At 43.9% G+C, this 24176-nt stretch carries 23 protein-coding genes; 12 read left to right on the forward strand and 11 right to left on the reverse strand.

Features of this window, described 5'->3' with window-relative positions; all coding sequences use genetic code 11:
* Positions 1-10: 10 nt before the first annotated feature.
* Both bshB2 and OKX00_RS20080 read left to right on the forward strand, forming a co-directional pair.
* Positions 11-673 (forward strand): bacillithiol biosynthesis deacetylase BshB2, encoded by a 663-nt coding sequence (bshB2, locus tag OKX00_RS20075; RefSeq protein ID WP_265408572.1) that lies wholly within the window; start codon positions 11-13, stop codon positions 671-673.
* A gap of 448 nt (positions 674-1121) precedes the next feature.
* Positions 1122-1493 (forward strand): iron chaperone, encoded by a 372-nt coding sequence (locus OKX00_RS20080; protein ID WP_265408573.1) that lies wholly within the window; start codon positions 1122-1124, stop codon positions 1491-1493.
* A 94-nt stretch (positions 1494-1587) separates the two neighbouring features.
* On the opposite strand, the gene OKX00_RS20085 is transcribed toward OKX00_RS20080, so the two are convergent.
* Entirely contained in the window at positions 1588-1710 is a 123-nt protein-coding gene (locus OKX00_RS20085; RefSeq protein WP_265408574.1) for a hypothetical protein, read from the reverse strand.
* A gap of 114 nt (positions 1711-1824) precedes the next feature.
* Between OKX00_RS20085 and OKX00_RS20090 the strand changes: the two genes are divergently transcribed.
* Positions 1825-2229, forward strand: coding sequence for a hypothetical protein (locus tag OKX00_RS20090; RefSeq protein ID WP_265408575.1), 405 nt, complete (start codon positions 1825-1827; stop codon positions 2227-2229).
* A 31-nt stretch (positions 2230-2260) separates the two neighbouring features.
* On the opposite strand, the gene OKX00_RS20095 is transcribed toward OKX00_RS20090, so the two are convergent.
* Positions 2261-2698: an NUDIX domain-containing protein gene (locus OKX00_RS20095; protein WP_265408576.1), complete on the reverse strand. Its 438-nt coding sequence runs from the start codon at positions 2696-2698 to the stop codon at positions 2261-2263.
* A gap of 146 nt (positions 2699-2844) precedes the next feature.
* Here OKX00_RS20095 and OKX00_RS20100 point away from each other — a divergent pair, with 146 nt between their 5' ends.
* From OKX00_RS20100 to OKX00_RS20125, 6 genes are all read left to right on the forward strand, one after another.
* On the forward strand, positions 2845-3129 hold the full coding sequence (locus OKX00_RS20100) for a hypothetical protein (protein WP_053355737.1): 285 nt from the start codon (positions 2845-2847) through the stop codon (positions 3127-3129).
* A 67-nt stretch (positions 3130-3196) separates the two neighbouring features.
* Positions 3197-3352, forward strand: coding sequence for a hypothetical protein (locus OKX00_RS20105; protein ID WP_175501932.1), 156 nt, complete (start codon positions 3197-3199; stop codon positions 3350-3352).
* A gap of 764 nt (positions 3353-4116) precedes the next feature.
* Complete coding sequence (locus tag OKX00_RS20110) at positions 4117-5718, forward strand: FMN-binding glutamate synthase family protein (RefSeq protein WP_265408577.1); 1602 nt, start codon at positions 4117-4119, stop codon at positions 5716-5718.
* A 142-nt stretch (positions 5719-5860) separates the two neighbouring features.
* Positions 5861-6148, forward strand: a complete 288-nt coding sequence (locus OKX00_RS20115; protein ID WP_053355740.1) for an autorepressor SdpR family transcription factor — start codon at positions 5861-5863, stop codon at positions 6146-6148.
* Complete coding sequence (locus tag OKX00_RS20120) at positions 6145-6795, forward strand: SdpI family protein (protein WP_265408578.1); 651 nt, start codon at positions 6145-6147, stop codon at positions 6793-6795. Before OKX00_RS20115 ends, OKX00_RS20120 begins: the two co-directional genes overlap by 4 nt.
* Positions 6796-6922: 127 nt before the next feature.
* The gene (locus tag OKX00_RS20125) at positions 6923-7534 is read left to right on the forward strand and encodes a class I SAM-dependent methyltransferase (RefSeq protein ID WP_265408579.1); all 612 of its coding nucleotides are present in this window, start codon (positions 6923-6925) and stop codon (positions 7532-7534) included.
* A gap of 740 nt (positions 7535-8274) precedes the next feature.
* Here OKX00_RS20125 and OKX00_RS20130 read toward each other — a convergent pair.
* Positions 8275-8472, reverse strand: a complete 198-nt coding sequence (locus tag OKX00_RS20130; protein ID WP_062238674.1) for a DUF2188 domain-containing protein — start codon at positions 8470-8472, stop codon at positions 8275-8277.
* Positions 8473-8630: 158 nt separating this feature from the next.
* On the opposite strand from OKX00_RS20130, the gene OKX00_RS20135 reads away from it, so the two are divergent.
* The gene (locus OKX00_RS20135; protein ID WP_265408580.1) at positions 8631-10187 is read left to right on the forward strand and encodes an ABC-F family ATP-binding cassette domain-containing protein; all 1557 of its coding nucleotides are present in this window, start codon (positions 8631-8633) and stop codon (positions 10185-10187) included.
* A gap of 69 nt (positions 10188-10256) precedes the next feature.
* Here the strand turns inward: OKX00_RS20135 and OKX00_RS20140 are convergent, their stop codons facing one another.
* From OKX00_RS20140 to pheA, 3 genes are all read right to left on the reverse strand, one after another.
* On the reverse strand, positions 10257-11429 hold the full coding sequence (locus OKX00_RS20140; protein ID WP_375162216.1) for an endonuclease: 1173 nt from the start codon (positions 11427-11429) through the stop codon (positions 10257-10259).
* A 197-nt stretch (positions 11430-11626) separates the two neighbouring features.
* Positions 11627-12601 (reverse strand): DUF1835 domain-containing protein, encoded by a 975-nt coding sequence (locus OKX00_RS20145; protein ID WP_265408581.1) that lies wholly within the window; start codon positions 12599-12601, stop codon positions 11627-11629.
* 33 nt (positions 12602-12634) lie between these two features.
* The gene (pheA, locus tag OKX00_RS20150; protein WP_256227112.1) at positions 12635-13459 is read right to left on the reverse strand and encodes a prephenate dehydratase; all 825 of its coding nucleotides are present in this window, start codon (positions 13457-13459) and stop codon (positions 12635-12637) included.
* A 376-nt stretch (positions 13460-13835) separates the two neighbouring features.
* On the opposite strand from pheA, the gene OKX00_RS20155 reads away from it, so the two are divergent.
* Together OKX00_RS20155 and OKX00_RS20160 are read left to right on the forward strand one after the other, a co-directional pair.
* The gene (locus OKX00_RS20155) at positions 13836-15263 is read left to right on the forward strand and encodes a 4-hydroxyphenylacetate 3-hydroxylase family protein (protein WP_265408582.1); all 1428 of its coding nucleotides are present in this window, start codon (positions 13836-13838) and stop codon (positions 15261-15263) included.
* Between the two features lie 228 nt (positions 15264-15491).
* The gene (locus OKX00_RS20160; RefSeq protein ID WP_265408583.1) at positions 15492-17171 is read left to right on the forward strand and encodes a M14 family metallopeptidase; all 1680 of its coding nucleotides are present in this window, start codon (positions 15492-15494) and stop codon (positions 17169-17171) included.
* 44 nt (positions 17172-17215) lie between these two features.
* On the opposite strand, the gene OKX00_RS20165 is transcribed toward OKX00_RS20160, so the two are convergent.
* The 5 genes from OKX00_RS20165 to OKX00_RS20185 form a co-directional block, all read right to left on the reverse strand.
* Positions 17216-17614, reverse strand: coding sequence for a DUF3052 family protein (locus OKX00_RS20165; RefSeq protein WP_265408584.1), 399 nt, complete (start codon positions 17612-17614; stop codon positions 17216-17218).
* Positions 17615-17616: 2 nt separating this feature from the next.
* Positions 17617-19923 carry an ATP-dependent DNA helicase gene (locus OKX00_RS20170; RefSeq protein ID WP_265408585.1) on the reverse strand — a complete coding sequence of 769 codons (2307 nt, stop codon included), beginning with the start codon at positions 19921-19923 and terminating at the stop codon, positions 17617-17619.
* 52 nt (positions 19924-19975) lie between these two features.
* Positions 19976-21244, reverse strand: coding sequence for an ATP-binding protein (locus OKX00_RS20175; RefSeq protein ID WP_265408586.1), 1269 nt, complete (start codon positions 21242-21244; stop codon positions 19976-19978).
* Positions 21245-21418: 174 nt separating this feature from the next.
* The gene (locus tag OKX00_RS20180; protein ID WP_265408587.1) at positions 21419-21646 is read right to left on the reverse strand and encodes a hypothetical protein; all 228 of its coding nucleotides are present in this window, start codon (positions 21644-21646) and stop codon (positions 21419-21421) included.
* 33 nt (positions 21647-21679) lie between these two features.
* Positions 21680-24139, reverse strand: a complete 2460-nt coding sequence (locus OKX00_RS20185) for an alpha-amylase family glycosyl hydrolase (protein ID WP_265408588.1) — start codon at positions 24137-24139, stop codon at positions 21680-21682.
* Positions 24140-24176 lie beyond the last annotated feature (37 nt).

Consider the following 24176-nt stretch of genomic DNA (forward strand, 5'->3'; position numbering starts at 1 on the left):
AGGTAAACGTATGTCACACGAACATGTTTTAGTCGTTTTTCCACATCCTGATGATGAAGCTTTCGGCGTCTCTGGCACCATTGCGATGAATACAAAAAAGGGAGTCCCTGTCACCTATGTCTGCCTGACTCTTGGCGAGATGGGGCGCAATATGGGGAATCCACCGTTTGCCACCAGAGAATCCTTGCCAAAGATCAGAAAAAAAGAGCTGGAACAAGCCGCTCATGTCTTGAACATCGACGATTTAAGAATGTGGGGGCTGCGGGATAAAACGGTTGAGTTTGAAGATCCGAAAACGTTGGCCGCACGAATCGGAAACGTGATCGATGAACTGAAGCCTTCACTCATCATTACGTTTTATCCCGGCTATAGCGTCCATCCTGACCATGAAGCTACCGGGGCCGCTGTCATCCGAGCGGTTGAACAGCTTCCTGAAGATCAGCGGCCGGACGTTCATTGTGTCGCATTCTCGAATGATTGCTATGAAATGCTCGGTGAGCCCGATGTGATCAATGACGTGAGTTCCGTTTCCGATCAAAAGCTTGAAGCGATTAAAGCCCACCGTTCCCAAACCGAATGGATCATTGCCGCCATGGCGGAAGAAAACAAAGAGAAAGTTCCAGAAGTGTTAAAACGAATCAACAGAGAACAGTTTTGGACCTATAAATTCTAAAAAAAAGGCTGACGCCAGAAAGACACTTTTACGTGTACTTCCGGGTCAGCTTTTTTTGTATTGAGTATATAAGTAAGCGTGGCGAATGAACGTACGAAGACGATGCCGCCGTATTATTTGCCGGGCGCAAATCTTCAATAAGCTTTGTGATCTTTCTTTATGTTTAGGGCGCGTTACTTTAAAAAGGTAAAGGATTAGGATCATGTTACAATTGGTTTCATAGTAGGATTTGGTGTTATATAGAATTGAAACGGAGAAAAATAATAACAGGTGCAGCTTCTGTAAATCACCCAAGCTGGCTACAGCGCTTCTTCACTCTTGTCCCGAATTCAATGGACTGAACCAGTTAATTACGAATTGCTAGAGAAGATAATTGAATTTAATATCAAGGATAAGGCTGAGAATCCGAATTTTTGGCGGCAATAGCATAATATAGAAGGAGGAAGTCATGGGATTTTTCGCAAAATATTTAGCAGGTATCGACAACCCCGACCACCGCGACCGAACAGAGGAAATTTTGGCTTGGGTTGCTAATAAATTCCCAAATTTGGAACCGCAGATCAAGTGGAATACGCCAATGTTTTCCGATCACGGCACATTTATCATCGGCTTTTCCACAGCGAAACATCATTTGAGCGTTTCACCCGAAGAAGTAGGCATTGCGCACTTTGCCGATGACATTGCACAAGCTGGCTACAGCGCTACCAAAGGCTTGTTTCGAATTCCGTGGAATGAGCCGGTAAATTACGAATTGCTTGAGAAAATGATTGAATTTAATATTCGGGATAAAGCAGAATATACGAATTTTTGGCGGAAATAATACATCACGCCTTATCAAAAAACGCATGACATGAAAAAAGGAGAGCACATATTATACATGACTAATATGTGTTCTCCTTTATTTTTGAGGATTTTTATAATTTAGGTCTTGATAATAAAATTCTGGAGGAACAGAGGACAGGTCTTCTAACTTCGGCGGTTTCCCTATCAATCGCCTTTTTGATGCGCTGTTCCGCCATCAAAAATGCAAAATCCATAGGTAAAGGCTCCTTTCCTGCGAGTGTTTAACCTATTTTCATTATACTACACAGTACTATCTCCTCCCCTCCCGCCATAGGATGAAGTAAGGAAATAAGAGGGGGCTTAGAACTGTGAAAACAAAAAGTGGACAAGTTACCGAAGAGATGGTTTCCCGCTTTCACGAGCTGAACCAGCAGGCAAAAGCGATCGATGCCGAGCTTTCAGAACTAAAGAAGAAATTTAACAGTCATTTTGATTATATGTGCGGCGAAAGTGAAAAAGGCGAAGTTTTGTATAGCAGTTATAAACTTCAGCGGCAGATCCGTAAATCAGAAAGTTTTCATACGGAAAAAACGGTTCAAAAACTCGAAGAACTCAACCTTCAGGACTGTATCATTATAACGAAGCAGCCTGACAAACAAAAGATTGAAGCGGCCATGACACTCGGCCTTATTCCTCAAGGTGAACTGGATGATTGCTTACTGCGGAAAATAACACCGGTCATTGTTGTAAAAGAAATGCCAAGCGTAAAATGAAAAGAGCCGGCTGGGCTCTTTTCATTTTGGCTCAAAAGCCTGTGCGACCGACAAATGCCTGATGCTCATGATGCAAAAGCTCCTGGGCTTCTGAAATAGGAATCCACTCCAGCTCGTGATCCTCTTCAATCGGATCGAGCTTCCATTCCGCCAGCTCCGCGAGATAAAAATAACTGTCAGCAATCATTGGGGTCTGGTCCTGCTGAGTGATGTAATATTTTTCTGCATTTCCTATGTACTTCTTGATGAGAATATCATGCCCCAACTCTTCAAGAGCTTCACGCTGCAAGCATTCTTCTAACGATTCTTCTCCTTCCATTCCGCCGCCTGCAAGAAAATAGCCCTTCGGCGTTTTCATCACGGGAAGCATTTCCCTCTGTTCATCAAAGATAATGGCATAGGCGCCTTTTCTCCGTATGTATTGCTTCCCAATTTCTTTCCTGCCGAAAAATGGTTTTTGATCATTCATTCTCTCCTCGCTCCTTTTATTTAGTGCCAGGCACCTGAATGTAAAAAGCGGTGCCAGGCACCGTTCAAAGATGAATTTTAGTATAAATGAATAGTTTCATAGTTTTTTGGAAATGATAGTTTTAAATAACTTAAGGGGATGAGCGGATGAACATTTATGAATATACGGTGATGAATGTTGTGATGGCCTTTGAAGAGAAGGATTTAAATATTATAGATGAGCATTTAATGAAGATTGCCTATAAAGTAGCGGATGATTTTACGAAAGACCAGATCGATGTCTCTTTGATTACTTCCATTAAGATGGATATCATGCCAGGCATTATACACATTGAAGCCGGACCTCATGACTGGCAATTCGACCTGGATGGGAATTACATCGGCAACGGATTATTTAATGATGTCACTGTTGAACTTGTCGGTATGGTTTAAAACCTCGCCAAACAGAACATAATTTTTAAGTAACACCATTTTCAGCCAAAAGAAAGGAAGAACAACTATGTCTCGAGGTAAAGAGTTTGAACAGAAGAAAAAAGGACATCCCGGGAATTTCCCCGAAGGCAGCATGACCGCTAAGCAAGGAAAAGAAAAAGCAGAAGTCGATCCATATATCGTAACGAACGAGGCGTTTAAGAACCGAAAAGAAGAAGAGTAATTAGAAAAGCGAAAGCGGCCTGCTAAGGTCCGACAAGCGCTGGAACTAGACACCACTTCAATGCTCAACTTGAGAAAGCCGCCGGTACAGATACCGGCGGCTTTCTCTATGGGACCCGGCTCGATCGGCCGTTTGAAATAAATGAGTCTGATTTTGTCGTATGGGGTCGAACATAAGCCGTTCGATAATAAAAGAAGGCTTTTCAATAATAAATCGGCTGTTTCGATAATAAAATCTGCTTTCCGATAATAAATTCTAAGTTTTCGATAATAAAAATCTGAAAGAGCGATTTTGCGGGTAAAAGAGCTAGTTTCTGCACCAAATTTCACTTACAAAAGTAATTGAAAAAGCTAAAATTCCCTTTTAACAAGCTGCCTAAGGAGCACAACTTGAAAATTTACTCAAAATCATTCATTTTCCTCTTAAAAAGTGCCTCTATGGCTTGGTTGATTGTGTGATTTTCATTAAAAAAGAAGCAAACACCTTCAAAAGGTGCTTACTTCTCATATGCAATCAACTTAAGGAAGCGGCTCGACGGCTACATTTCCTACCGTTACAGCCTCAGTATAGACATTGGTACTGCTTTGGCGCAAACGCACAGTTCTTTCCTACCTTTTGATTTTCATTAATATAGTCTTGTAAACAAGCGTTTTTTTCGGCCAACAGGACTTTATACCCTGCTGGTTTCTATCTCACTTGTTGGTGGAAAAGAAATAGGTGAGAACCTCAGTGTACACCAGCCCCATTCATTAAGGAGGATTGTGATGACAACCATTTTTGATCTAGTTATTGGATTAATCGTACTCATCGGTTTCATTCTCGTAATTCCCATCGTCTTTTTCATCTCTTTATACTTAAAAGAAGACCGCCAAAAACAGCACTCGATCCTAAGAAACTTCCCTGTACTCGGAAAGGTGAGATATTTTACCGAGAAAATCGGTCCCGAGCTCCGTCAGTATTTGTTTCTTAACGATAATGAAGGCAAGCCCTTCTCCCGAAAAGAATTCGAGGATGTTGTAAAGGCAGGAAAATATAAAGAAAGATTAATAGGATTCGGTTCACTCAGGGATTTTACTGCTGAAGGGTTTTATATCCGCAACACCTTATTTCCCAAATTGCGTGAAGAAATGAAAGTGGACAATGCCAGCAAGATAAAAACCAAGGTGTATAAATTGGACGGAGATAATCTCTTTGCCCGCAAGGAACATATCGAGGATCGGCTGATTAATCCCGTATACCTGCAAGACGAAGACGCCGTCATCCTCGGTGAACATACTTGCCGCCAGCCTTTCAAACTCAAAGGCCTCATCGGACAATCCGGCATGAGTTTTGGCGCATTGGGAGAAAATGCGATAACCGCATTATCCAAAGGGCTCGGCCTTGCCGGAGGTACCTGGATGAATACAGGAGAAGGCGGACTCTCTCAATATCATCTGGCCGGCAAGCCGGATATTATCCTGCAGATCGGTCCTGACTTGTTTGGTGTAAGAAAAAAGAACGGAGAGTTTTCATGGGAAGAGTTTAAGAAAAAAAGTGAAATGGAAGAAATTAAGGCATTTGAACTGAAGCTCGCACAAGGCGCAAAAACACGCGGAGGCCACGTTGAAGGTGAAAAAGTAACAGAAGAGATTGCTAAAATCCGGCTCGTGGAACCTGGCAAAACGATCAACAGCCCTAACCGGTTCAAAGAATTTGATAATGTCTCTTCTCTTTTTCACTTTGTGGAAGAGATGAGAAACGTGTCCGGAAAACCAATCGGCATCAAAATTGTTGTCGGGGATTTGGATGCGCTGGAGAATTTGGTATCCTATATGAAAGAAAGCGGAAAAGGCCCTGATTTTATTACCATTGACGGCGGAGAAGGCGGAACAGGTGCAACGTTCCAGGAGTTAGCCGATACTGTCGGGCTGCCCATACAATCTGCACTTCCGGTTGTTGATGAAATGCTGAAAGAATATGGCATCCGGGACAGGGTGAAGCTCATTGCTTCAGGAAAACTGATCACTCCTGACAAAATTGCCATTGCTCTTGCAATGGGGGCTGACCTCGTCAACATTGCACGCGGATTTATGATCAGTGTAGGATGCATTATGGCACAGGTCTGCCACACGAACAACTGTCCTGTGGGGGTAGCGACTACGAATAAGAAACTGCAGGACGGCTTAAGTGTCGAGGAAAAACACTATAGAGTCTGCAACTATTTAGTTTCACTTCGGGAAGGCCTTTACAATCTGGCTGCTGCTGCAGGCATTGATTCCCCGACCAAATTTGAACGGAAACATGTTGTTCATAAAGATGAACTCGGCAGGATTTTCCCTCTTGAGGAAATTCTTCATTCTGCCAAGAAAACACAGCAGCAAACATGAATATCCTTATTACTTTGACAGCTCAATAGCTGTCGATTTTTTTTTGGGAATTGACTATGCTGCCTATTTACAACACCTTCTTTTCTGTGTAGTATTTAGATGAATATCTAAATACTTTTTCTTCCAATTGGAGTGGATTTTATTGAATGAAGTATTTAAGGCATTAGCCGACCCCACCCGCCGTAAAATTCTTGATTTGCTAAAGAATCAGGACTTAAGCGCAGGCGAAATTGCGGATCATTTTCAAATGACCAAACCTACCATCTCCCATCACTTAAACACCTTAAAGAAAACAGGACTCATACAAGATGTGAAGCAAGGCCAGTTCGTCATCTACTCTCTCAATACAACCGTTTTTCACGATGTCATGAACTGGTTCATGGGTGTCATGCAAGCCGATTATAAGGACAAAGGAGAGAACGAAAAATGAAAAAACATGTATTTCCTGTGTTGCTCATTCTTGCGACAGCGGCTCTTTGGCTCGTGTTTTACTCCAAGCTGCCGGCTGAACTGCCTATCCACTGGAATGCGAAAGGCGAAATCAACGGGTATTCTTCCAAACTGGGGGCCATGCTCACGAATCTTGGTATTATGATTCTTATGTATCTCCTGATCCAATTCTTGCCGAAAATCGATCCAAAAAAAGAAAATTATAAAAGTTTCTCGCGCAGCTATTCCATGATTAACTCTTCCCTGTTCATCTTTTTTTTCCTGATCAATCTTATGGTTATTCTGATCGGACTTGGCTACGAACTTCCGATGAACTCGTTCATGCCCCTCATTCTCGGAGGACTGTTTATCGTTCTAGGAAACTATATGCAGCAGGTAAAACCGAACTATTTTGTTGGAATCAAGACTCCATGGACGCTGGCTGATGAGAACGTTTGGCGGCAAACCCACCGTTTCAGCTCCAAAGTGTTTGTCGCAGCAGGTATAATTGTTCTGCTTTCTTTATTTGCACCGTCCGACTGGAGAGATTATATTATTCTTCCTTCCCTCCTTGGTGCAGCCATACTATCCGTTGGGTCATCCTACTATTTTTTCAGGAAGAATACAGGGTTTACGAATAAAATGTAATTTTGTTCAAAGAACGGCTGAAAATTATTCGGCCTTTTTTTATTTCAAGGGCCTGGCTGTCCTTTTGCTTTGAGCACCTCCCTTTTGGGTACATTGAAATATATAATAAAAAATGGGAGTGTGCCGCATGAGCATTAGGAAAAACATCTCCAAACAGTTTGAAAAACCCGAGGGTCTGCTCGGTAAACTGGCGGGAAAAATCATGTCCAACGAAAACAAGGAACTAAATGAATGGACAATTTCCGCACTACAGCCCGGAGCGAATGATCGTCTCCTTGAAGTGGGTTATGGTCCAGGTGTAGGCATTGAATATGTCTGCAGCAACTATTCCTCCTGCCACATTGTAGGCTATGATGTTTCAGAAGTGATGAAGGAACAGGCGGAATCAAGAAACGAAGCGTTTATAAAAGAAGGGCGTGTGGAGCTTTTTGAGGGTCCGATCACTTCTGCCGATGAAGACGCCCCGAAATTTGATGGCGTGTATACCGTCAATTCCATCTTGATCTGGAAAGATCCGATTGGGGATCTTAAAAAGATTAAACGTCTGATGAAAGTAAAGGCTCGTATTGCGGTTACCCTGCAGCCCCACGAAAAGGGAGCAGATGATGATACCACAAAAGAAATTGGAACCATTATCTCGCTTTATTTAAAAGAAGCTGGCTTCTCTCAGATTTCCGATAGCATTAAGAACAAGAAGCCTGTAGATGCAGTGACCGTAACTGCCATCAAGGAAGCGTAAAAAATAAAAATTTTTATTGTAAAAGATGTTTTGAATTTTTCATACCGGGAAAACAAACCATGCAACACTATGTCAACCATATGGAGGGAATTGTGATGAGAAAGAACAATCGTTCCGAAACATCCAATGAGCCAAGAGATGGACCGAATAGTGAATGCAACACAGAAATAGGCATTAAAGAGTAGCAAGGTTCATATGTTTGTAAAGCAAGACAGTTTTGAAGTAACAAAGCAAGATGTGTTAGAACCGTAAGTTGAGCTTCAAAGTTTTAAAGCAGTAAAGATCAGCTCTATGATTTATGAAGATGCAACACTATAAGTCATATACTGGAGGGTTTGCAATGGGTAAGGACGTTTACAGTTCCGAAACCTGCAATGATCCGAGAGATGGACCAAGTAGTGAATGCACGTGTGTAAGAGCGATTTAAAGGATAGTTAGAAATTAGTTTGTTAACAAATGAGTGAAAACACTATTCAGACCCAAATGGAGGGATTTGTCATGAATCGGAACGACCTTTGTTCCGAAACTTGCGAAGAACCGAGAGATGGCCCTAATAGTGAGAAAGCGAATTAGAATATAGCAGTTTGCAGTACGAAAGAATGTACGTGAATCAAATGCACGTGAACAAGCAAGAAAAACCACGTAAGTTGAACAACGAAAAGCATTGAAGGAGTCTTGGACCCAAGGCTCCTTTTTTTTGCACAAAAAATCCCTTCCGATGAAGGGATTTTATCATTTTGTTAAAACATCTTTTCTTCTTCCACGCTCAGCTGGGCATCATACACAAGCACCCGGCTTGGTTTGTCTTCCATTGCCAGCTTTTCAGCCTTTGCAATCGCTTCAGCACGGCTGGGAAAAGTATCGGTCGGTGCTACATCTTGAATTTTAACGATCCAGCCATTTTCACCTTGATAAGGAACTACACTGTAATCATTCATTCTGCAACCCTCCTTTTTAGCCCTTCTACATGAAAAGTTTCCCAACATGCCTCTATACGAAACATTCTTTGAAAAATCCACCAGAAAGATTGAGTTCTCCCTGCAATTAATACTATAATCAAATGGTAATCTTAACAAACAAGAAAAGGTGCATATAGATGAGTGTTTTAACAGTAAAGAACTTAAGCCACGGTTTTGGTGACCGTGCGATTTTTAATGATGTCTCCTTCCGTCTCCTTAAAGGAGAACACATTGGCTTAATCGGAGCAAATGGTGAAGGTAAATCCACTTTTATGAACATCATCACCGGCAAACTGCAGCCAGATGAAGGAAAAGTAGAATGGGCAAAGAAAGTGCGGGTCGGGTATCTCGATCAGCATACAGTCCTTCAGCAAGGAATGACCATTCGCGATGTGCTGAAGAGTGCGTTTCAATACCTCTTTGATATTGAAAGCGAAATGAACAGCATGTACGAAAAAATGGGGGAAGCTACTCCGGAAGAACTTGAAAAACTTTTGGAGGATGTTGGGGTTCTTCAAGATACATTAACGAACAACGACTTTTATGTTATAGACGCAAAAGTAGAAGAGATTGCCCGCGGACTTGGTCTGGAAGATATCGGCCTCGACCGCGATGTTCATGAGCTGTCAGGCGGTCAGCGTACGAAGGTCCTCCTTGCGAAGCTTTTGCTTGAAAAGCCCGAAATCCTTTTGCTGGATGAGCCGACCAACTATTTGGATGAACAGCATATTGAGTGGCTGAGACGCTACCTGCAGGAATATGAGAATGCGTTCATTTTGATCTCGCATGATATTCCATTCTTAAACAGTGTCATCAACTTGATCTACCACATGGAAAATCAAGAGCTTAACCGCTATGTAGGAGACTATAACTACTTCCAGCATATTCACGAAGCGAAAAAACAGCAGCTTGAAGCTGCCTTTAAGCGCCAGCAGCAGGAGATTTCTGAGCTGAAGGATTTTGTTGCCAGAAATAAAGCGCGTGTTTCCACTCGAAACATGGCCATGTCCCGCCAAAAAAAGCTGGATAAAATGGATGTTATTGAACTGGCGAAAGAAAAACCAAAGCCGGAATTCAACTTTAAAGAAGCCCGCACATCCGGAAAGATGATTTTTGAAACGAAAAACCTGGTCATCGGATATGACGAGCCACTCTCCCGCCCACTCGATCTCAGAATGGAACGCGGACAAAAGATCGCTCTTGTCGGAGCGAACGGAATCGGAAAAACAACATTGCTGCGCAGCATTCTTGGCGAAATCAAACCGATCTCCGGTTCTGTGGAACAAGGCGAATTTTTGCATATCGGATACTTTGAGCAGGAGATTAAAAGCAATAATAACAATACGTGTATTGATGAAGTTTGGAACGAGTTCCCTTCTTTCAACATGCATGAAGTCCGTTCCGCACTTGCGAAATGCGGCCTGACAACGAAGCACATTGAAAGCAAGGTGCAGGTACTCAGCGGAGGAGAAAAAGCAAAAGTCCGCCTCTGCAAATTGATCAACAACGAGACGAACCTTCTTGTTCTGGATGAGCCGACAAACCACTTGGATGTAGATGCTAAGGATGAACTTAAACGGGCATTAAAAGCCTATAAAGGAAGCATTCTGCTGATCTCACATGAACCTGAATTTTATCGTGATGTTGTTACCGAAGTCTGGAACTGTGAAGACTGGACCACAAAAGTATTTTAATGATGCCAAAGAGCCTGCTGTTCTATACAGCAGGCTCTTTTTTATATCACACTTGCTATTCCCAATGATTTATCGCCAAATGGCTGCCGCGTATTCCGGGTGATCTATAAACGGATTCCGATTGTGCTGATAGTCATTGTAGATCACATCGTTACGGTGGCGCTCGAAGCTGTCGACCGGGTCCTGCTGGCTCCACTGCAGAAGTACCGACATTTTTCCGATATAAGGCGCTGAACCATTGCTGACGCTGTTGTTCATCTCGAGATCAGGTTCGCCGCTGTCTCCTTCGTAACGGACCGCCATATAGAAGATCATACGGGCAACATCGCCTTTAACCGCATCACGCGGTTCCCATGAATCACTGTCCGAGTAATTGCCTTTTGCTTCAGAATTCTCAGTGCCGCCGTTATCAAAATCAAGGTTCCCTCGAGCACTGTTCACTGAAACATCAGCCGGGCGCAAATGATGTAAATCTGTTCCTGGACCCATCGCTGTTCCAAAATCACCGTGGGATTTTGCCCAAACATGCTCCCTGTTCCAGTCGTTGACGCCTGATCCGTTCGCAGTCTTGCTCTGTGAACGGCCGGTGTACAACAAGATAACATCATTCTTGTTGTTCGGATCTTCATCCGTATGGCGGAGAGCATCCCAAACAGCATCATAGGAGAGCTCAGTATGATCATCAATAATGTTATGAAGCGCACTTTTTAGCGCTGCCCCTGTTTTTCCCTGGGCATTATCATAATAAGAGCCTGTATCGGAAGCCGGCGGATCCGATGGAGTACCACCTCCGCTTCCATTTGTCATGTTGGTTACATTTTTGATGCCCGCGTGCGAGAAATAAGACGTTAAATTGCCTGTTACTTTAACCAGTGTGCCTTTTAGGGCTGGATGGGACTTCAGCCCATATTGCGGACGGTAGTCAGTTGGAATCTGCACATAAACCATTTTGGAAGTGTCAGTTTCCCCTGCTGTATCAGCCAGTGCAACCGCATAATCGTTGGGATAATGGCTGGTAACTACGGTTGCTGCGGCTGTCGGCTGGCCTGTTATGTAACCCTGAATCGTTTTTAAACTGCTGTTTTGATTGGAGATGGCCTGTGAAACAGTGTACGGTGATGAAGCCGAACCGTCTCCTGATGCCTTGAGAGAGGGAAGAAATGCGAAACTGCCAATCACCATTGTTAAAACAAGTGAAAACAGAAAGACCAGCTTGAAGCTTTTTACCGGATTTCCTCTCATAATAAACCCTCCCGCATCCATAATTTTTCATCCCTGATGCACGATGAATATAGTTTGATTCTAAAAGGCATGTGTTAATTCCATCTTACAGAAATGTAAAACATTCACACAGTTACCAAAGAAGGGTTTATCTTTTAGTATTTTGTAGTAAAAAAAGAGGGTGTACAGCTGTTCCAATGTCCGCAAAAAAGACAGGATTACCCCTGCCTCTCTTCCATATCTATTAATTTTTCTCCGTTCCAGCGCCATTTTCCTCGATGGTTGTAAACACCGCCAAGCCACCAATCAGCCGAAGTGTAATCAAAACGGTCTTCTCTTTCCATGAGGACCTCAATTCCTTCATACGTTAGCTCGATAGCAGCATCCTCTGGTTCGGTATTATAGTGCGGTAATGATCCTTCTGTCATTTTAAGAAGCGGTACCGGACCTTTTTGCAGCTGATCAAGCAAGGCCGAAAAATGAAAGTCACTCAGTCCGTCATCCGTACGCTTGGCACTGACCTTTTGAAACAGTTCATGAAACGAAGTGATGCCGTCATACAGGTACTGGAAAGCCAGCTCTTCCACCTGATTCAAACCATTTTTTACGGAAGGATAATATTCAAGATGATGCCACAAGGCTCTTTTGACAAAAGGCAGACTGCACTCAGCACATTTGAGCCACTCTTCAAGATCACGGGGATTTGGTGATGCATAGGCGTTCCATCCTGCAGCTCCTTCCATAATCTGCTCCCGCCTAATAGAAATCCGATGCTCTAAAAGGCCGATAAGCTGTAATTCGGAAAGCTGGCCAAGCCCAAAGAACGGCTCAATTCCCGGATAGGAATCGGCTGTCACCATATTCAGGTTGTTAAATTCATGTGACCCTAAAGATTTCAGCAAGTACAGAAGCATGGTTTGGTCGTATCGGTCATGTTCAAGCCAAAGTGTAATCTCAGCGTCCTTAGGCAGAGCACGGAGCCGGTTTTCCTGCAGCGTGCAGTTCTTAAGAAAGATCTCAGACGGGATCCCCATCTTTTTCTCAAAGAATTCAGCTCTGGACTTGATCCTTTTTCTATCCATATCTGCTGCTGCCGGACCCAAATCATACATCTCCCGCCAGACAATCACTTCTCCATCGAGATCTTGAAGCTTGTTTCCAGTTATATCTCCATTCACAATATGAACCTTCATGAAATCCCCCTTGTCTCAAAGTGGTTTCCGTTTTTAGTCCAGTTTTGTTGCGGTAAAGCTTCCTAATACGTTCACTTCGTGGCCATAGGTCTGCAGGACGGCAATCGCTTTTTCGATGGACGGGTGGACAGCACCCAGTCCCGCTTCAAGGAAAAATTGATAGGTTCCCAGCTTCTTTTTTGTTGGCCGAGATTCGATCCAGGTCAAGTTAATATTCAAAGCCGAAAAAACATTGAGGATCGCAGAAAGCACCCCTGTATATTCATCGCTCGGTATGACTTGCAGCATCGTTTTTCGAGCGTTTTCTGAGGGTGTTTTATCCTTTGAAACGATAACGAACCTGGTCTGGTTCTCAAAGCTTTCCTCAATATTACGCTTAACCGGCTGTAAGCCAAACAGATTACCCGCATACTCGGACGCTACAGCAGCAACATCGCGGCGATCCGTATTCCTGATAGCCTCGGCAGCAGAAGCCGTACTGTCAAAATGGCGGCTCTTTACTTTTAAACCCCTGAGATACTGCCTGCACTGAGCGAGAGCCGGAGGAATCGACCATACCTCTTTAATGTCTTCCAGGCGTGTCTCGGAAGCAGCGAGAAGATGAAGCGATACTGGCAGTATCGCTTCTCCATCGATATAAAGGTCATGCACAAGAAGGCTGTCGACAGTCATCGTAATGGTTCCTTCAATTGCATTTTCAATTGGTGCAATCCCCTTATCAGCCATTCCCTCACCCACCGCTTCGAGCACTTCAGGAACTGAATCGCACATATGCCATTCGATTTCTTGTCCACTAAAATACCGGTGAGCCGCTTCCTCTGAAAATGTGCCATGAGGTCCTAAATATGCCACTTTCATGTTAAAAAACTCCTCTTTTGCCGTTTCTCTTACTGAAACTTTTCTGAGGATTATACCATGCCATAAAAGGAATAACCATAGAAGCTGCATAAAGAATAGGAATGTTGTCCATTTTGCTCTCCAGCCGGAACATCTCTATCTTTTATTAATACTATATTTTATAAAGTTAACGATATTCATAAGGTTAATAGGAATGATAAAGCCGTATACAAAAGAGGATTTTTTTACCATTGAAGAATTGGCCTTCCATGTGATGTACAACCCTACCGCTTCTCCCGTTATTACATTCCATGTCTATACCCCGCCTCTAGGAGAAGGAATTGTTTCCCCTTTATAAAAATCTGAACCTATTAAACACAAAGGAGAGTATCATGTTTTGCAAAAAGACCCGTTCATTAAAAGTTTGCAGGATGGCCGGAACGTATGGCTGGACGGCAAAAAGATCGATATCACAAAGGACAAAAATTTCACGGGGACGCTGGCTGCCATTTCTGAACTGTTTGCCATGTTCGATGATCCCAAGCTCAGGGACAAGGTAGGCTATCTAAGCCCTAAAACAATGGAATACGTTCATTCGGCCTTCTTTGTCCCTGAATCCTATGAGGACCTGCTAAAGCGGAGAACCGCATTTGAAATATGGAGCCAATCTACGGATGGTGTAATGAGCCGGCTGTCCGATTATGCACGATCGAGATTAACAGGCTGGTATGCTTCCAGGGAAGATTACAGAGCGTTTGATAAAGCCTTCCCTGATAAGATCAGTTCTTATTATGAAGAAGCAAGAGACCGCCATCTTTTCTTAAGTTTGGTACAGAGGGATCCGCAGATAAACCGGTCGGATTCACAGCTCAAAAATATAGAAGATCTTGGCTTGCTTCGGATCACTAAAAAAACAAGCGACGGTGTTTTTTTAAGCGGTGCCAAAATGATTGGTACAGCCTCCCCTTATTCCAATGACATCATTGTTTATCCGGTCGGACATCTAAAAGAAGAGCATAAGCCTTTGGCCCATATGCTGATCGTAGCCGCCCATTCCCCAGGTCTGCACCTGGTCTGCCGTGAATCCTATGCGGCCACTCCGCTCAACAAGGCAGATGCGCCGCTAAGTGCAAGTTACGACGAAATGGATGCCCTGCTGCTTTTTGACAACGTGTTTGTACCGTGGGAGCGCGTGCTGCTCTATGATAATCCTGAAGCCATCGCAAAGATTAATGCAGATCCCGTTTCAAACAGCCTGGCCTATCATCAGGCGATCGTCCGTCTATTAAACAAGCTGGAGTTTGTTACTGCTATAGGTTTTGAAATCGCGGAGGCAATCGGAGCGGACGGCTATCTGCATGTCCAAGAGAAACTCGGAGAGCTCATCATGCAGGTAGAAACCATTCGGGCATTAGTTATTGCTTCAGAAAGAGAAGGAAGCTTAAATCCATACAATACGTTCGTCCCTAACTTCACCTATATCCAAACCGCCAGAAACCTCGGGCCCAAATACTATCCCCGTGCCCTTGAGATTCTGCAGCTCATCGGAGCCGGAGGATTCATCCAGCTGCCTTCGAGCGTTCAGGATTTTCAGAGGCCCCTCTCTTCCCTGCTGCAAAAATATTTAGTCGGAGCCACTGTGGATGCTGAGAAGAAAACGAAACTCTTCAAGCTGGCATGGGATCTCGTTGGAAGCCCGCTCGGTTCAAGACATGAGCTGTATGAACGCTTCTACGCAGGTGACCCGATCCGCAACATCGCTGTCCAATACAGCACATATGACAAACAGCGCCTCCAAGAAAGAATTCAAAAATATTTAAAATAGTTTTATTGTTGGTGCCAGGCACCGCCGTTACATACTTGTGTAATTGCGGTGCCTGGCACCGTTGCATGTGACAAGTCATAGGTCCAACCACTCAGCTATGCGAAATTTCCATCTGCTGAATTGGTAGATATCTCCTGTTTTCCATTTCAGAAGCACGAATCATTATCATTCACGCTTTTATGTATGTTATTTATTGAATAATCAAATAATTAATTACAGGAGGTTATTATGAAAAATTTCTTTCGTTCCACCTCTTTCGTCCTGGCTATGGCGCTTGCAGCTGGGCTCTATTCTTCTTCAGACGCCCTGCCAAAAGCGGCAGCTGCTGATGAAACAGAGAAATTCACGCCTTATTACGGATACGGCCCAAGCTATGTTCAGCCCAGCAGCATCTCGTATCTCTTTCCAAAGCCAGCTGAACACTTCTCAACTCCTGCCTTTGAAAAGGGACGACTCCCCTTTACTTCCCAGGAAGAAATGCTCGCCTTTATTAAGAAGCTCGACCACAAAAATAAGCTTGTGACGTTAAAAAGCATCGGCAAATCCCTGGAGGGGCGTGATCTGCCTATCCTGCTCTTCAGCAAAGAAAATCCTGACAAAATAAAAAACAACAAAAAGAAACCGCTAATCTGGATTCAAGGACAAATTCACGGAAACGAACCCGCAGCCGGTGAATCAGTTCTCGTCACCGCTCAGAAGCTTGCCCAAGGCAAGATGGGGAATGTTCTGGACAAAGTAAATGTAGCAATCGTACCTCGTGTTAACCCGGATGGCTCCTACTATTTCAAACGGCAGATTGCCACTAATCTTGACGCAAACCGTGATTATATGAAAGTAGAATATCCAGAAGTACAAGCGGTACATAAAGCGGTCAACGAATATAAGCCTGATGTTGTCCTGGATGCCCATGAGTATACAGTAAACTCACCTCTGTTCAAAAAATTTGGAGAGCAGGGCTCTGTTTCGTCTTATGACCTGCTGATATCCTCAGCAAAAAACTTGAATATACCGAAGCAGCTGAGAAAAACATCCGACAACTTAGTTCTTAACAAGGTCAAACAGGTGCTAGATCAAAAAAAATTGTCTCATCATGACTATTACACCCTTGATACGGATGATGACGGCCAGCTTGTAGCAACGGAAGGAAGCACAGAAACCCGCATCGGCAGAAACGCTCTTGGTTTAAAGAACACGCTCACCTATCTGATCGAGACCCGTGGCATCAATATTGGCCGTGCTGATTTTAACCGTCGAGTCTATGCACAGGCAACCGCACAGGAGAACTTTATTAAAACCACCGCTGCCGATGCCAATAAAATAAAAACCGCTGTCAAGAACGCACGCCAGGATGTGATCAACAAGGGCAAGGAAGCCAATGATAAAGATACGATCGTAATAAAAAGTGAGAACAAAAGGGTTCCTGATCAGCAGCTTCAAGTGATAGATCTTGCTCAAGCAAAAAAAGCAAACATTCCGATCGTATGGGAAGATTCTACGGATGCCTATCCTACACTTGAAAGAGAAAGGCCGACGGCTTACATCATGCCTCCGGCTTACCACAGCATTGCACGCAAGCTGGAAACACTCGGAGTTAACGTTCAGAAGCTGCAAGGACCTGTCTCCAAATCTGTGGAACGATACAAAGTAACCGGTAAAAAAGTTTCCACCACTTTAGAAAACGGGCATTATACGAATGAAGTAACGACAGATGTGAAGGAAATTGTCCGCTCCTTCCCTGCCGGAAGCTATGTCTTCAGCATGGGACAGCCAAACGCAAACTTTATTGCGCTTGCACTGGAACCTGAATCCGTCGACAGCTATGTCACCTTTAACTTCATCCCGACAGATGTTGGCGACGAGCTGCCGATTTACCGCTACCTGAGCGAAAGGAAACTGGATGCGAAATAACAAAAAAGCTTCAGCACGGCGGAATATCCGGTATGCTGAAGCTTTTATTTATTTAAGCTCTTAATGTATTTTCGTTCCCTGAACCTGAATGCGGACCACTTCTCATCAACAGAGACAAGTGATACACCTTCATAACCTTTTTCCTTTAGCACATCCCAGCCTTGATCACGGCTGATATCGCTTTTAATTTTGGAACTTTTCTTCGGGTAAGCCACCCAGAGTAAGCCGTCATCCTTCAAATGATTTGTCACATCAGCAGCAAATTGCTTAAGGTCTCCTGAATCCTTTGCAAAAAGCAAAATCGTATCCAGTTCTCCTTCAGGCCGATCAATAAGACTTGCCCCTTCAGGAAACTCTTCTTTCGGGAGGCTAAAACCTTCTGGCGCGTTCAGTACAGCCACCGAATAGCCTTTTTTAATCTGTAATTTTTTCAAAAGACCCATCGTCAGTTCGTCCTCTCTGGTTTTAGAATCGTAAAGTCCTGCCATTCATACGGAAGAAGCGCCTGATACTGCCGGGTTAAAAACCGGTCATCAACAAGAACGATCGTCCCACGGTCGGTTTCTGAGCGGATCAGTCTGCCCCCAGCCTGCAGCACCTTATTAATGCCAGGATATACATACGAGTAATTATAGCCATTTTTCCCTCGGGATGAAAAATAATCCTTAATGATATTTCGTTCCAGCCCGAGCTGAGGAAGCCCGACCCCAACTACAATCACACCGTTAAGCCTGTCACCGACAAGGTCCACACCTTCTGAAAAAATGCCGCCCATCACCGCAAAACCGATAAGTGTTTCCTGCGTATCTGCCTGAAACGAGTTTAAAAACTGTTCCCGCTCCTCTTCTGACATTCCAGTCGACTGAACTATTGATTTTAGAGGGAAATCCTCATTTAAAAACTGTTCGTACACATCGTTCATGTATTGATAGGAAGGGAAAAACACAAGAAAGTTTCCTTTATTTTCTTTCACAACCTGATAAATCATGTCTGCGATCGGCTCTCTTGTTTTTTCTCTGTCACGGTATCTTGTGGATAACGGCTGGATATAGATTTGAAGCTGTTCCCGTTCAAATGGCGATGGAATGGCCAGTGCATAATCTTCATCACGAAAGCCGATCATATCCTTGTAGTAATCGATCGGTGTAAAGGTGGCCGAAAAAAAGATACTCGAACGATAACTTTTGCCCATTTGTTGAAGCAGAGCAGAAGGATCGAGGCAAAACATTTTAATCTTCACTTCACTTCTTTCATATTCCGCATATGTGACATACCGCTGGTCATAGAGCTTTGAGATACGGATAAAGCTTTGTGCGGCAAAGTACGTATCGAGCAATAGCTGCTGACCCTCTCCCTCTTTTTGGATCAGCAGTTCTTTTTCTGCAGAAACAATAAAGGTTTCCAAAAGCTCTATCAGTTCTTCCGGCTTGTCGTTCATCACAAGGCTTCTCGCATCACCGCATCTTTTTTTCATAGAAAGACCGAAGTCATTGACGGTTTTAGCCGCCCTTTGGAGCTCTGCATTGCTGCCTTTATATTCACGCGAAACGTTCAGAAAAGCCGACTTGTAAATTTCAGCAGAATACATTTCCCGGCCCCGGTCGACAAGATTGTGGGCTTCATCCACGAGCAAGGCGGTTTGCTTTTTCTGCTCTTCAAAGAAACGCTTTAAAGATACCCTTGGATCAAATACATAATTGTAATCACAAATGACCGCATCGGCACCATACGCCAAGTCAATGGAAAACTCGAACGGGCAAAGCCGGTGTTTGATCGCATACTCCTGGATCGTTCTGCGGTGAATGACCGTTTCGTTCGCCAAAATGTCCAGCACGGCGCCGTTTACACGATCATAATATCCATCAGCAAACTCGCAGTACTCTTTTTGGCAGACTGCCTTATCCTTCAGGCACATTTTGTCCTTGGCAGTCAGGGTGACCGTGTGCAGGCGAAGGCCTTTTTCCTGCATGAGCAAAAAAGCTTCCTCAGCCGCCTCTCTTGTGATCGTCTTTGCCGTCAAATAAAAGAAGCGCTGCATCAGGCCTTCACCGATGGCTTTAACTGCAGGAAATGTGGTCGACATCGTTTTACCGATTCCTGTCGGTGCCTGGGCGAACAGATTTTTACCTTCGGCGATTGTCGTGTAGACCGCCCCTGCCAGTTTCCTCTGCCCTTCACGGTACCGGTCAAATGGAAACGGCAGCTCTTTGATACTGTAATCCCGTTCTTTCCGGTGGCTTACCAGCAGCTGGGCATAAGGTGCGTATACTTTTACTGTTTCCTCAAGAAAAAGTTTGAGCTCATCAAGGAAAAATACTTTTTTAAACCGCTTCTTTTCCTGGGTTTCCACCTGCACGTATGTCAGCTGGACATGTATGGCATTGAGTCCGTGGTCCGAGGCATATATACAGGCATAAACCTTCGCCTGTGCCCAATGGACAGGATAGGTATCCTCTTCAATGGTATTCAAGTCACGAGACGTTGATTTTATTTCATCAATCGTTACCTCATCATCAGAAAAAAGCAGACCGTCGCATCTTCCTTCAATAAGAAAAGAAAGATTGTCCTGGACCATTTCGATCTGAACAAACACTTCTTTCTGATCAGATTCTGCGTATGTCTGCTGTATTTTTTGATGAGCTCTCGTACCTTCCGCCAGCGTGCTGGCGGTACGGAAACGCGAATCGATGCTTCCGCTTCTGTATACGTATTCGACAAGGCCTCGAACCGAAACTTTTACAATGTCCAACATGTTATCACCATTCCATAAGTTCTCTTAAGAGAAGTGTAACAGAAATAGGGAGCTATAGGCTGATTTGAACGTTTTGCACAGCCGGCAGCCGCAATGTAACTTCCGTGCCCTTTCCGACTTCGCTTTTGAAAGAAACTTTGCCTTGCATAGATTCTATGATTCTAACAGACACCGTCGTTCCCAGCCCTGTTCCCTTATCTTTTGTCGTATAGAACAGCGTACCGATTCTCGAAAGCTGTTCTTCCGTCATCCCTTTGCCTGTATCCGCTACGGTAATCAATGCCTGATTTCCCGATAGTGCAAGACTGACAGTGACTGTCCCCCCGGAAGGTGTCGCTTCAATCGCATTTTTAATAATGTTAACGAACGCCTGCTTCAGCTGATTTCGGTCTGTGAACAAAAAAAGTGACGGCTTTAAATCGCTTTTCAGCTCTACGCCTTGCTTGAGAGCCAGCGCATTGAGAAGCATAACAACATCAGACAGGACTTGTGACAAGGAGAAATCTTCCAGCTTTTTAAATTCTGGTTTGGCGAAATTTAAATAGTCGCTGATGATTACCTCAGCACGCCCTAATTCGCTTAACACGAGCGGAATATACGGGTGGTTATTGTCTTTATCATCCTGTTGCATAAGCTGAAGGAACCCCTTTACAACGGTAAGAGGATTTCTCACTTCATGAGCAATCGAGGCAGCAAGCTCTCCCATCGTGTTCAGCTTTTCTGCCTTTTCAATCTCCTGCTTCATCAAGGAACGTTCAATGACCAGCTCATTCAGCTTAGAGGCTGTTCCTACTCCTATCACCTGAAGGATGCCGAACGAAAGAACATGAGATATCGTTGTCATGAAATCCCCATCTGCTGTTCCATAAAAAAAGGTATAGGAAATGAGGATTGCAAATTGGACAAAAGAAGGCCAGACGCCCATTAACATTGCTGCCTTCACCCGTTTACCTGCATGATAGACACTGAATTTTTTGCTGAACAAAAATGGGATAACCGTGGCTAATACAACTCCGGCCAATGCAAACACCACTGCATCCCCGCCCATTGCAGCTCTGACGATTAGAATTGTACCCAAAACCATTCCGCCTGCTATTCTACCTCCATAAAGAAAGGCAAGCACCAGAGGGGCGTACCGTAAATCCCAATAGAGGTCTCCTTCGTAAAAAGCAAACAGAATACAAAGTGTTGCAGAGATACTTTGCAAGGTTCCGTAGAGGTAAGGGGATGTTGAAACCTGCTTTTTCTCAAAAAAGAAACTGTAGCTTAAGATTGGAGCCAAAACAATCAGCACATGTAGAAGGAGTTTTTCTATCAGCATCAGTTTATCTCCCAACGAGTTTAGTTACCTATTAATTACGACAAAAAATTACTTTACCCTGCCAAAAAATGAGATAATTGTCCTATTCTGAAATTAAAAAAAGGGGCTGTCCAGAAAGTCGAAAATTGACCCTCAGGCAGCCCCTTTTTGGCTTGAAAAATCTTCAATGAAAAGTTAATTGAAGTGGAAGATGCGAGACTCCTCGAAAATGAACTTCACATTTTCTTCGTGCGATAAAAAGCTGCCGGAGCCTTCCTTGTCCTGCGGGACTAGCGAGACAGGTAAGACTCCCGCCGGTGCTAGCACCAAAAAGTAGGCGTTCACGCCGGTAAGGCTCACCGCACGCCCCGCGAAAGTAGGAGCTCGCGCCGATAAAAGCAAGCAGCCTGGAACGGAAATCAACAGCTTACAGACTTCTTGGACAGCCCCTCTTAGTTACGATGCCTTTTTCTTTGTGCTCTTTTTATCTTTTACTACTTCAAAAATCTGAACAGATCCTGCTTTAGAGACAATGGTCAGATCGTCTTTCTTTCCAGGCCGGATAACATCCTTTTTGTTCCATACATTCTTTAGTACGAGATCATTCTTATCATCAAATGATTTCTTCAATGTTACTTTTTCTTCACTTCCGTTGTTCAGAACAACAAGGAAGCGGTCATGCTTATTGCTTCTTTCATAAATGATGACTTGGCCATCAGAATACCACTCTTTATACTTTCCTGTACGGAGCGCAGGTTCATCGTTTCTCAGTTTAATTAGTTTCTTATAATACTGCTTTAAGGAAGCATTTTGATGCGCTTTATCCCATGGCATCATCTCTCGGAAATAGCGGTCCTTCCACTCGTCAACTTTGTTATGATCCTTGCTTTGTGATAAGCCAACCTCAGTTCCGTAGTAGATGATTGGTGCTCCCGGAAGTGTAAACTGCGCCGCAGCTGCCTGCTTCAGTTTGTTTACATCACCGCCGGACTCGAATAAAAAGCGCGGCATATCATGGTTGTCCAAGAACGTTCCCATCACATATTCTGAGTTGTATGTTTTTTGGTTCAAGCGGATCGCATCACTCAGTTCATTCATCGACTGCCCTTTTGCGAACACATCAAGCAATGCGCCCTGCATCGGGAAATCCAGAGCGCCGTCAAGTTTGCCGGAGTAAGTGTTGATCTTTTCACGGCTGTCCCAAACTTCTCCATAAATAAAAGCGTTCGGCTTCAGTTTTTTCACAGTATGCCTGAAATCCACCCAGAAGCTATAGCTTGGGCCCTTGGCATAATCGAGCCTGAAACCGTCGAAGCCAAGATCGTTCAGCCAGAAAGGAACGACTTTATTCATCATATAGCTCCGAGTTGCAGGATTGTCGTTGTTCAATTCTGGAAGTTCTGTTACACCGTAGAACGTTTTATAGTCTGTCGGCCATTTCGTAAAGGTGTACCAGTTGTAATACGGGCTGTTTGTTCCATTTTTCAAGGCGTCCTGGAAGAACGGATGCTGGTTGGACGTATGGTTCGGAACAAGGTCATAAACCACTTTCATACCCTTTTTGTGTGCTTCTTTAATAATTTCCTTCATGAGTTTGTTGTTTCCAAAACGCGGATCAATCTTCATAAAGTCTGCCGGATGATAGCCGTGTGAATACGGCCCTTTGTAGATCGGCGAAATCCAGATGGTGTTGACACCAAGATCCTTAATGTAATCAATTTTATCCTTAACACCTTGAAGATCGCCGCCCATCCATCCTTTTAACCGCTCATCATAGGAAAGGTTAGGATCAACAGGCCCATTGTTCATCGGATTTCCATCCATAAAACGGTCTACAAAAATATGATAGATGGAAGCATTTTTTGCCCATTCAGGAGATTTATAGTCATCTACATAATAGGCGAATTCTGTAGCGTCAGCAGACAGAATGCTGTTCGTGTCTGCAAACTGCGAACCTTCGCCGTCTGTATTCCAAACATCGATCTTGTATTTAATCCTTGTGCTGTCTTTTTGTTTTGGAATGGTTCCACTAAGCACAGACTTATATAATCCATCTCCAAGACTTGTTTTCGAGACAGCATACATTGGGACAAAGGTTCCGTTCTTTGCAATGCCCCTTTTCCCTGCAGGAGTGGAACCGTCTGTTGTAAAGTAGATTCCGCCTTTATTCACCTGCCCGTAATGCTCTACTGTCGTCTTGACCATTACATTTTCTTTATGGTTCGGAATGAAAGGCTTATAGTTAAAGTTATGCGTTACGCTCTTCGCAACCGGCACACCGCTCCATTTCTCTACTTCATCATTCACCGGCTCGCCCGCTTCGGTGAATACCGCTTTACGCGGTTCACTTTTTACCTCTTTATACTTTTCATCACCGAGCGCGTAATAATAGGAGAAGGATTGGCCGGGTTCACCTGTTAGCTGGATGCTGTATTTCTGATCTCCCGCCTTTTTCAGGCTGGTTACTGAATAGTTATAACCGTTCAAACTTGTCCCAACGGTTACATTCGCCCAGTCGGGTGTGGATTTTGGAACCGTCACGTTCAGTGTTACTTTCCCTTTGCCTTCTAAGAGAATTATATCTACTTTTCTTTCATCGTCCGGATGAAAGACGAAAACATAGCTTCCTGTCTGTGGTGGCGTAAACTCCAGATTGCTGCCATCCATCCACTGATCGTCTCTTACGTACTTAAACTCAAGCTTGCTGCCTCCGGTAAGCGGAATCGGATTGCTCTTCCATGTCCCATCCTGCTGCATTGTCAGCGGATTATTGTCAGAACTCCAATCCAATGGAGACAAACTTCCCCTTACTACCACTTTTTGATAGCTGCTCGCATCAGCCGTTTTAGGCAGCTGAACCAATACGATCCCTAAAAGCAGCACCAATGACATCAATATGCCAAATCCCTTTTTCAAATAGACTCCTCCTTTTGAGCAGTTTGTGCAACTATGT

It is taken from the genome of Fictibacillus sp. KU28468 (assembly GCF_026153615.1).
GTDB classification, from domain to species: Bacteria; Bacillota; Bacilli; order Bacillales; family Fictibacillaceae; genus Fictibacillus_C; species Fictibacillus_C marinisediminis.

Coding starts and splice junctions, on each gene's coding strand:
- bshB2 (WP_265408572.1), top strand. CDS start 11: ATGTCACACGAACATGTTTTAGTCGTTTTTCCACATCCTGATGATGAA.
- OKX00_RS20080 (WP_265408573.1), top strand. CDS start 1,122: ATGGGATTTTTCGCAAAATATTTAGCAGGTATCGACAACCCCGACCAC.
- OKX00_RS20085 (WP_265408574.1), bottom strand. CDS start 1,710: ATGGATTTTGCATTTTTGATGGCGGAACAGCGCATCAAAAAGGCGATT.
- OKX00_RS20095 (WP_265408576.1), bottom strand. CDS start 2,698: ATGAATGATCAAAAACCATTTTTCGGCAGGAAAGAAATTGGGAAGCAA.
- OKX00_RS20100 (WP_053355737.1), top strand. CDS start 2,845: ATGAACATTTATGAATATACGGTGATGAATGTTGTGATGGCCTTTGAA.
- OKX00_RS20105 (WP_175501932.1), top strand. CDS start 3,197: ATGTCTCGAGGTAAAGAGTTTGAACAGAAGAAAAAAGGACATCCCGGG.
- OKX00_RS20110 (WP_265408577.1), top strand. CDS start 4,117: ATGACAACCATTTTTGATCTAGTTATTGGATTAATCGTACTCATCGGT.
- OKX00_RS20120 (WP_265408578.1), top strand. CDS start 6,145: ATGAAAAAACATGTATTTCCTGTGTTGCTCATTCTTGCGACAGCGGCT.
- OKX00_RS20125 (WP_265408579.1), top strand. CDS start 6,923: ATGAGCATTAGGAAAAACATCTCCAAACAGTTTGAAAAACCCGAGGGT.
- OKX00_RS20130 (WP_062238674.1), bottom strand. CDS start 8,472: ATGAATGATTACAGTGTAGTTCCTTATCAAGGTGAAAATGGCTGGATC.
- OKX00_RS20135 (WP_265408580.1), top strand. CDS start 8,631: ATGAGTGTTTTAACAGTAAAGAACTTAAGCCACGGTTTTGGTGACCGT.
- OKX00_RS20140 (WP_375162216.1), bottom strand. CDS start 11,429: ATGAGAGGAAATCCGGTAAAAAGCTTCAAGCTGGTCTTTCTGTTTTCA.
- OKX00_RS20145 (WP_265408581.1), bottom strand. CDS start 12,601: ATGAAGGTTCATATTGTGAATGGAGATATAACTGGAAACAAGCTTCAA.
- pheA (WP_256227112.1), bottom strand. CDS start 13,459: ATGAAAGTGGCATATTTAGGACCTCATGGCACATTTTCAGAGGAAGCG.
- OKX00_RS20160 (WP_265408583.1), top strand. CDS start 15,492: ATGAAAAATTTCTTTCGTTCCACCTCTTTCGTCCTGGCTATGGCGCTT.
- OKX00_RS20165 (WP_265408584.1), bottom strand. CDS start 17,614: ATGGGTCTTTTGAAAAAATTACAGATTAAAAAAGGCTATTCGGTGGCT.
- OKX00_RS20170 (WP_265408585.1), bottom strand. CDS start 19,923: ATGTTGGACATTGTAAAAGTTTCGGTTCGAGGCCTTGTCGAATACGTA.
- OKX00_RS20175 (WP_265408586.1), bottom strand. CDS start 21,244: ATGCTGATAGAAAAACTCCTTCTACATGTGCTGATTGTTTTGGCTCCA.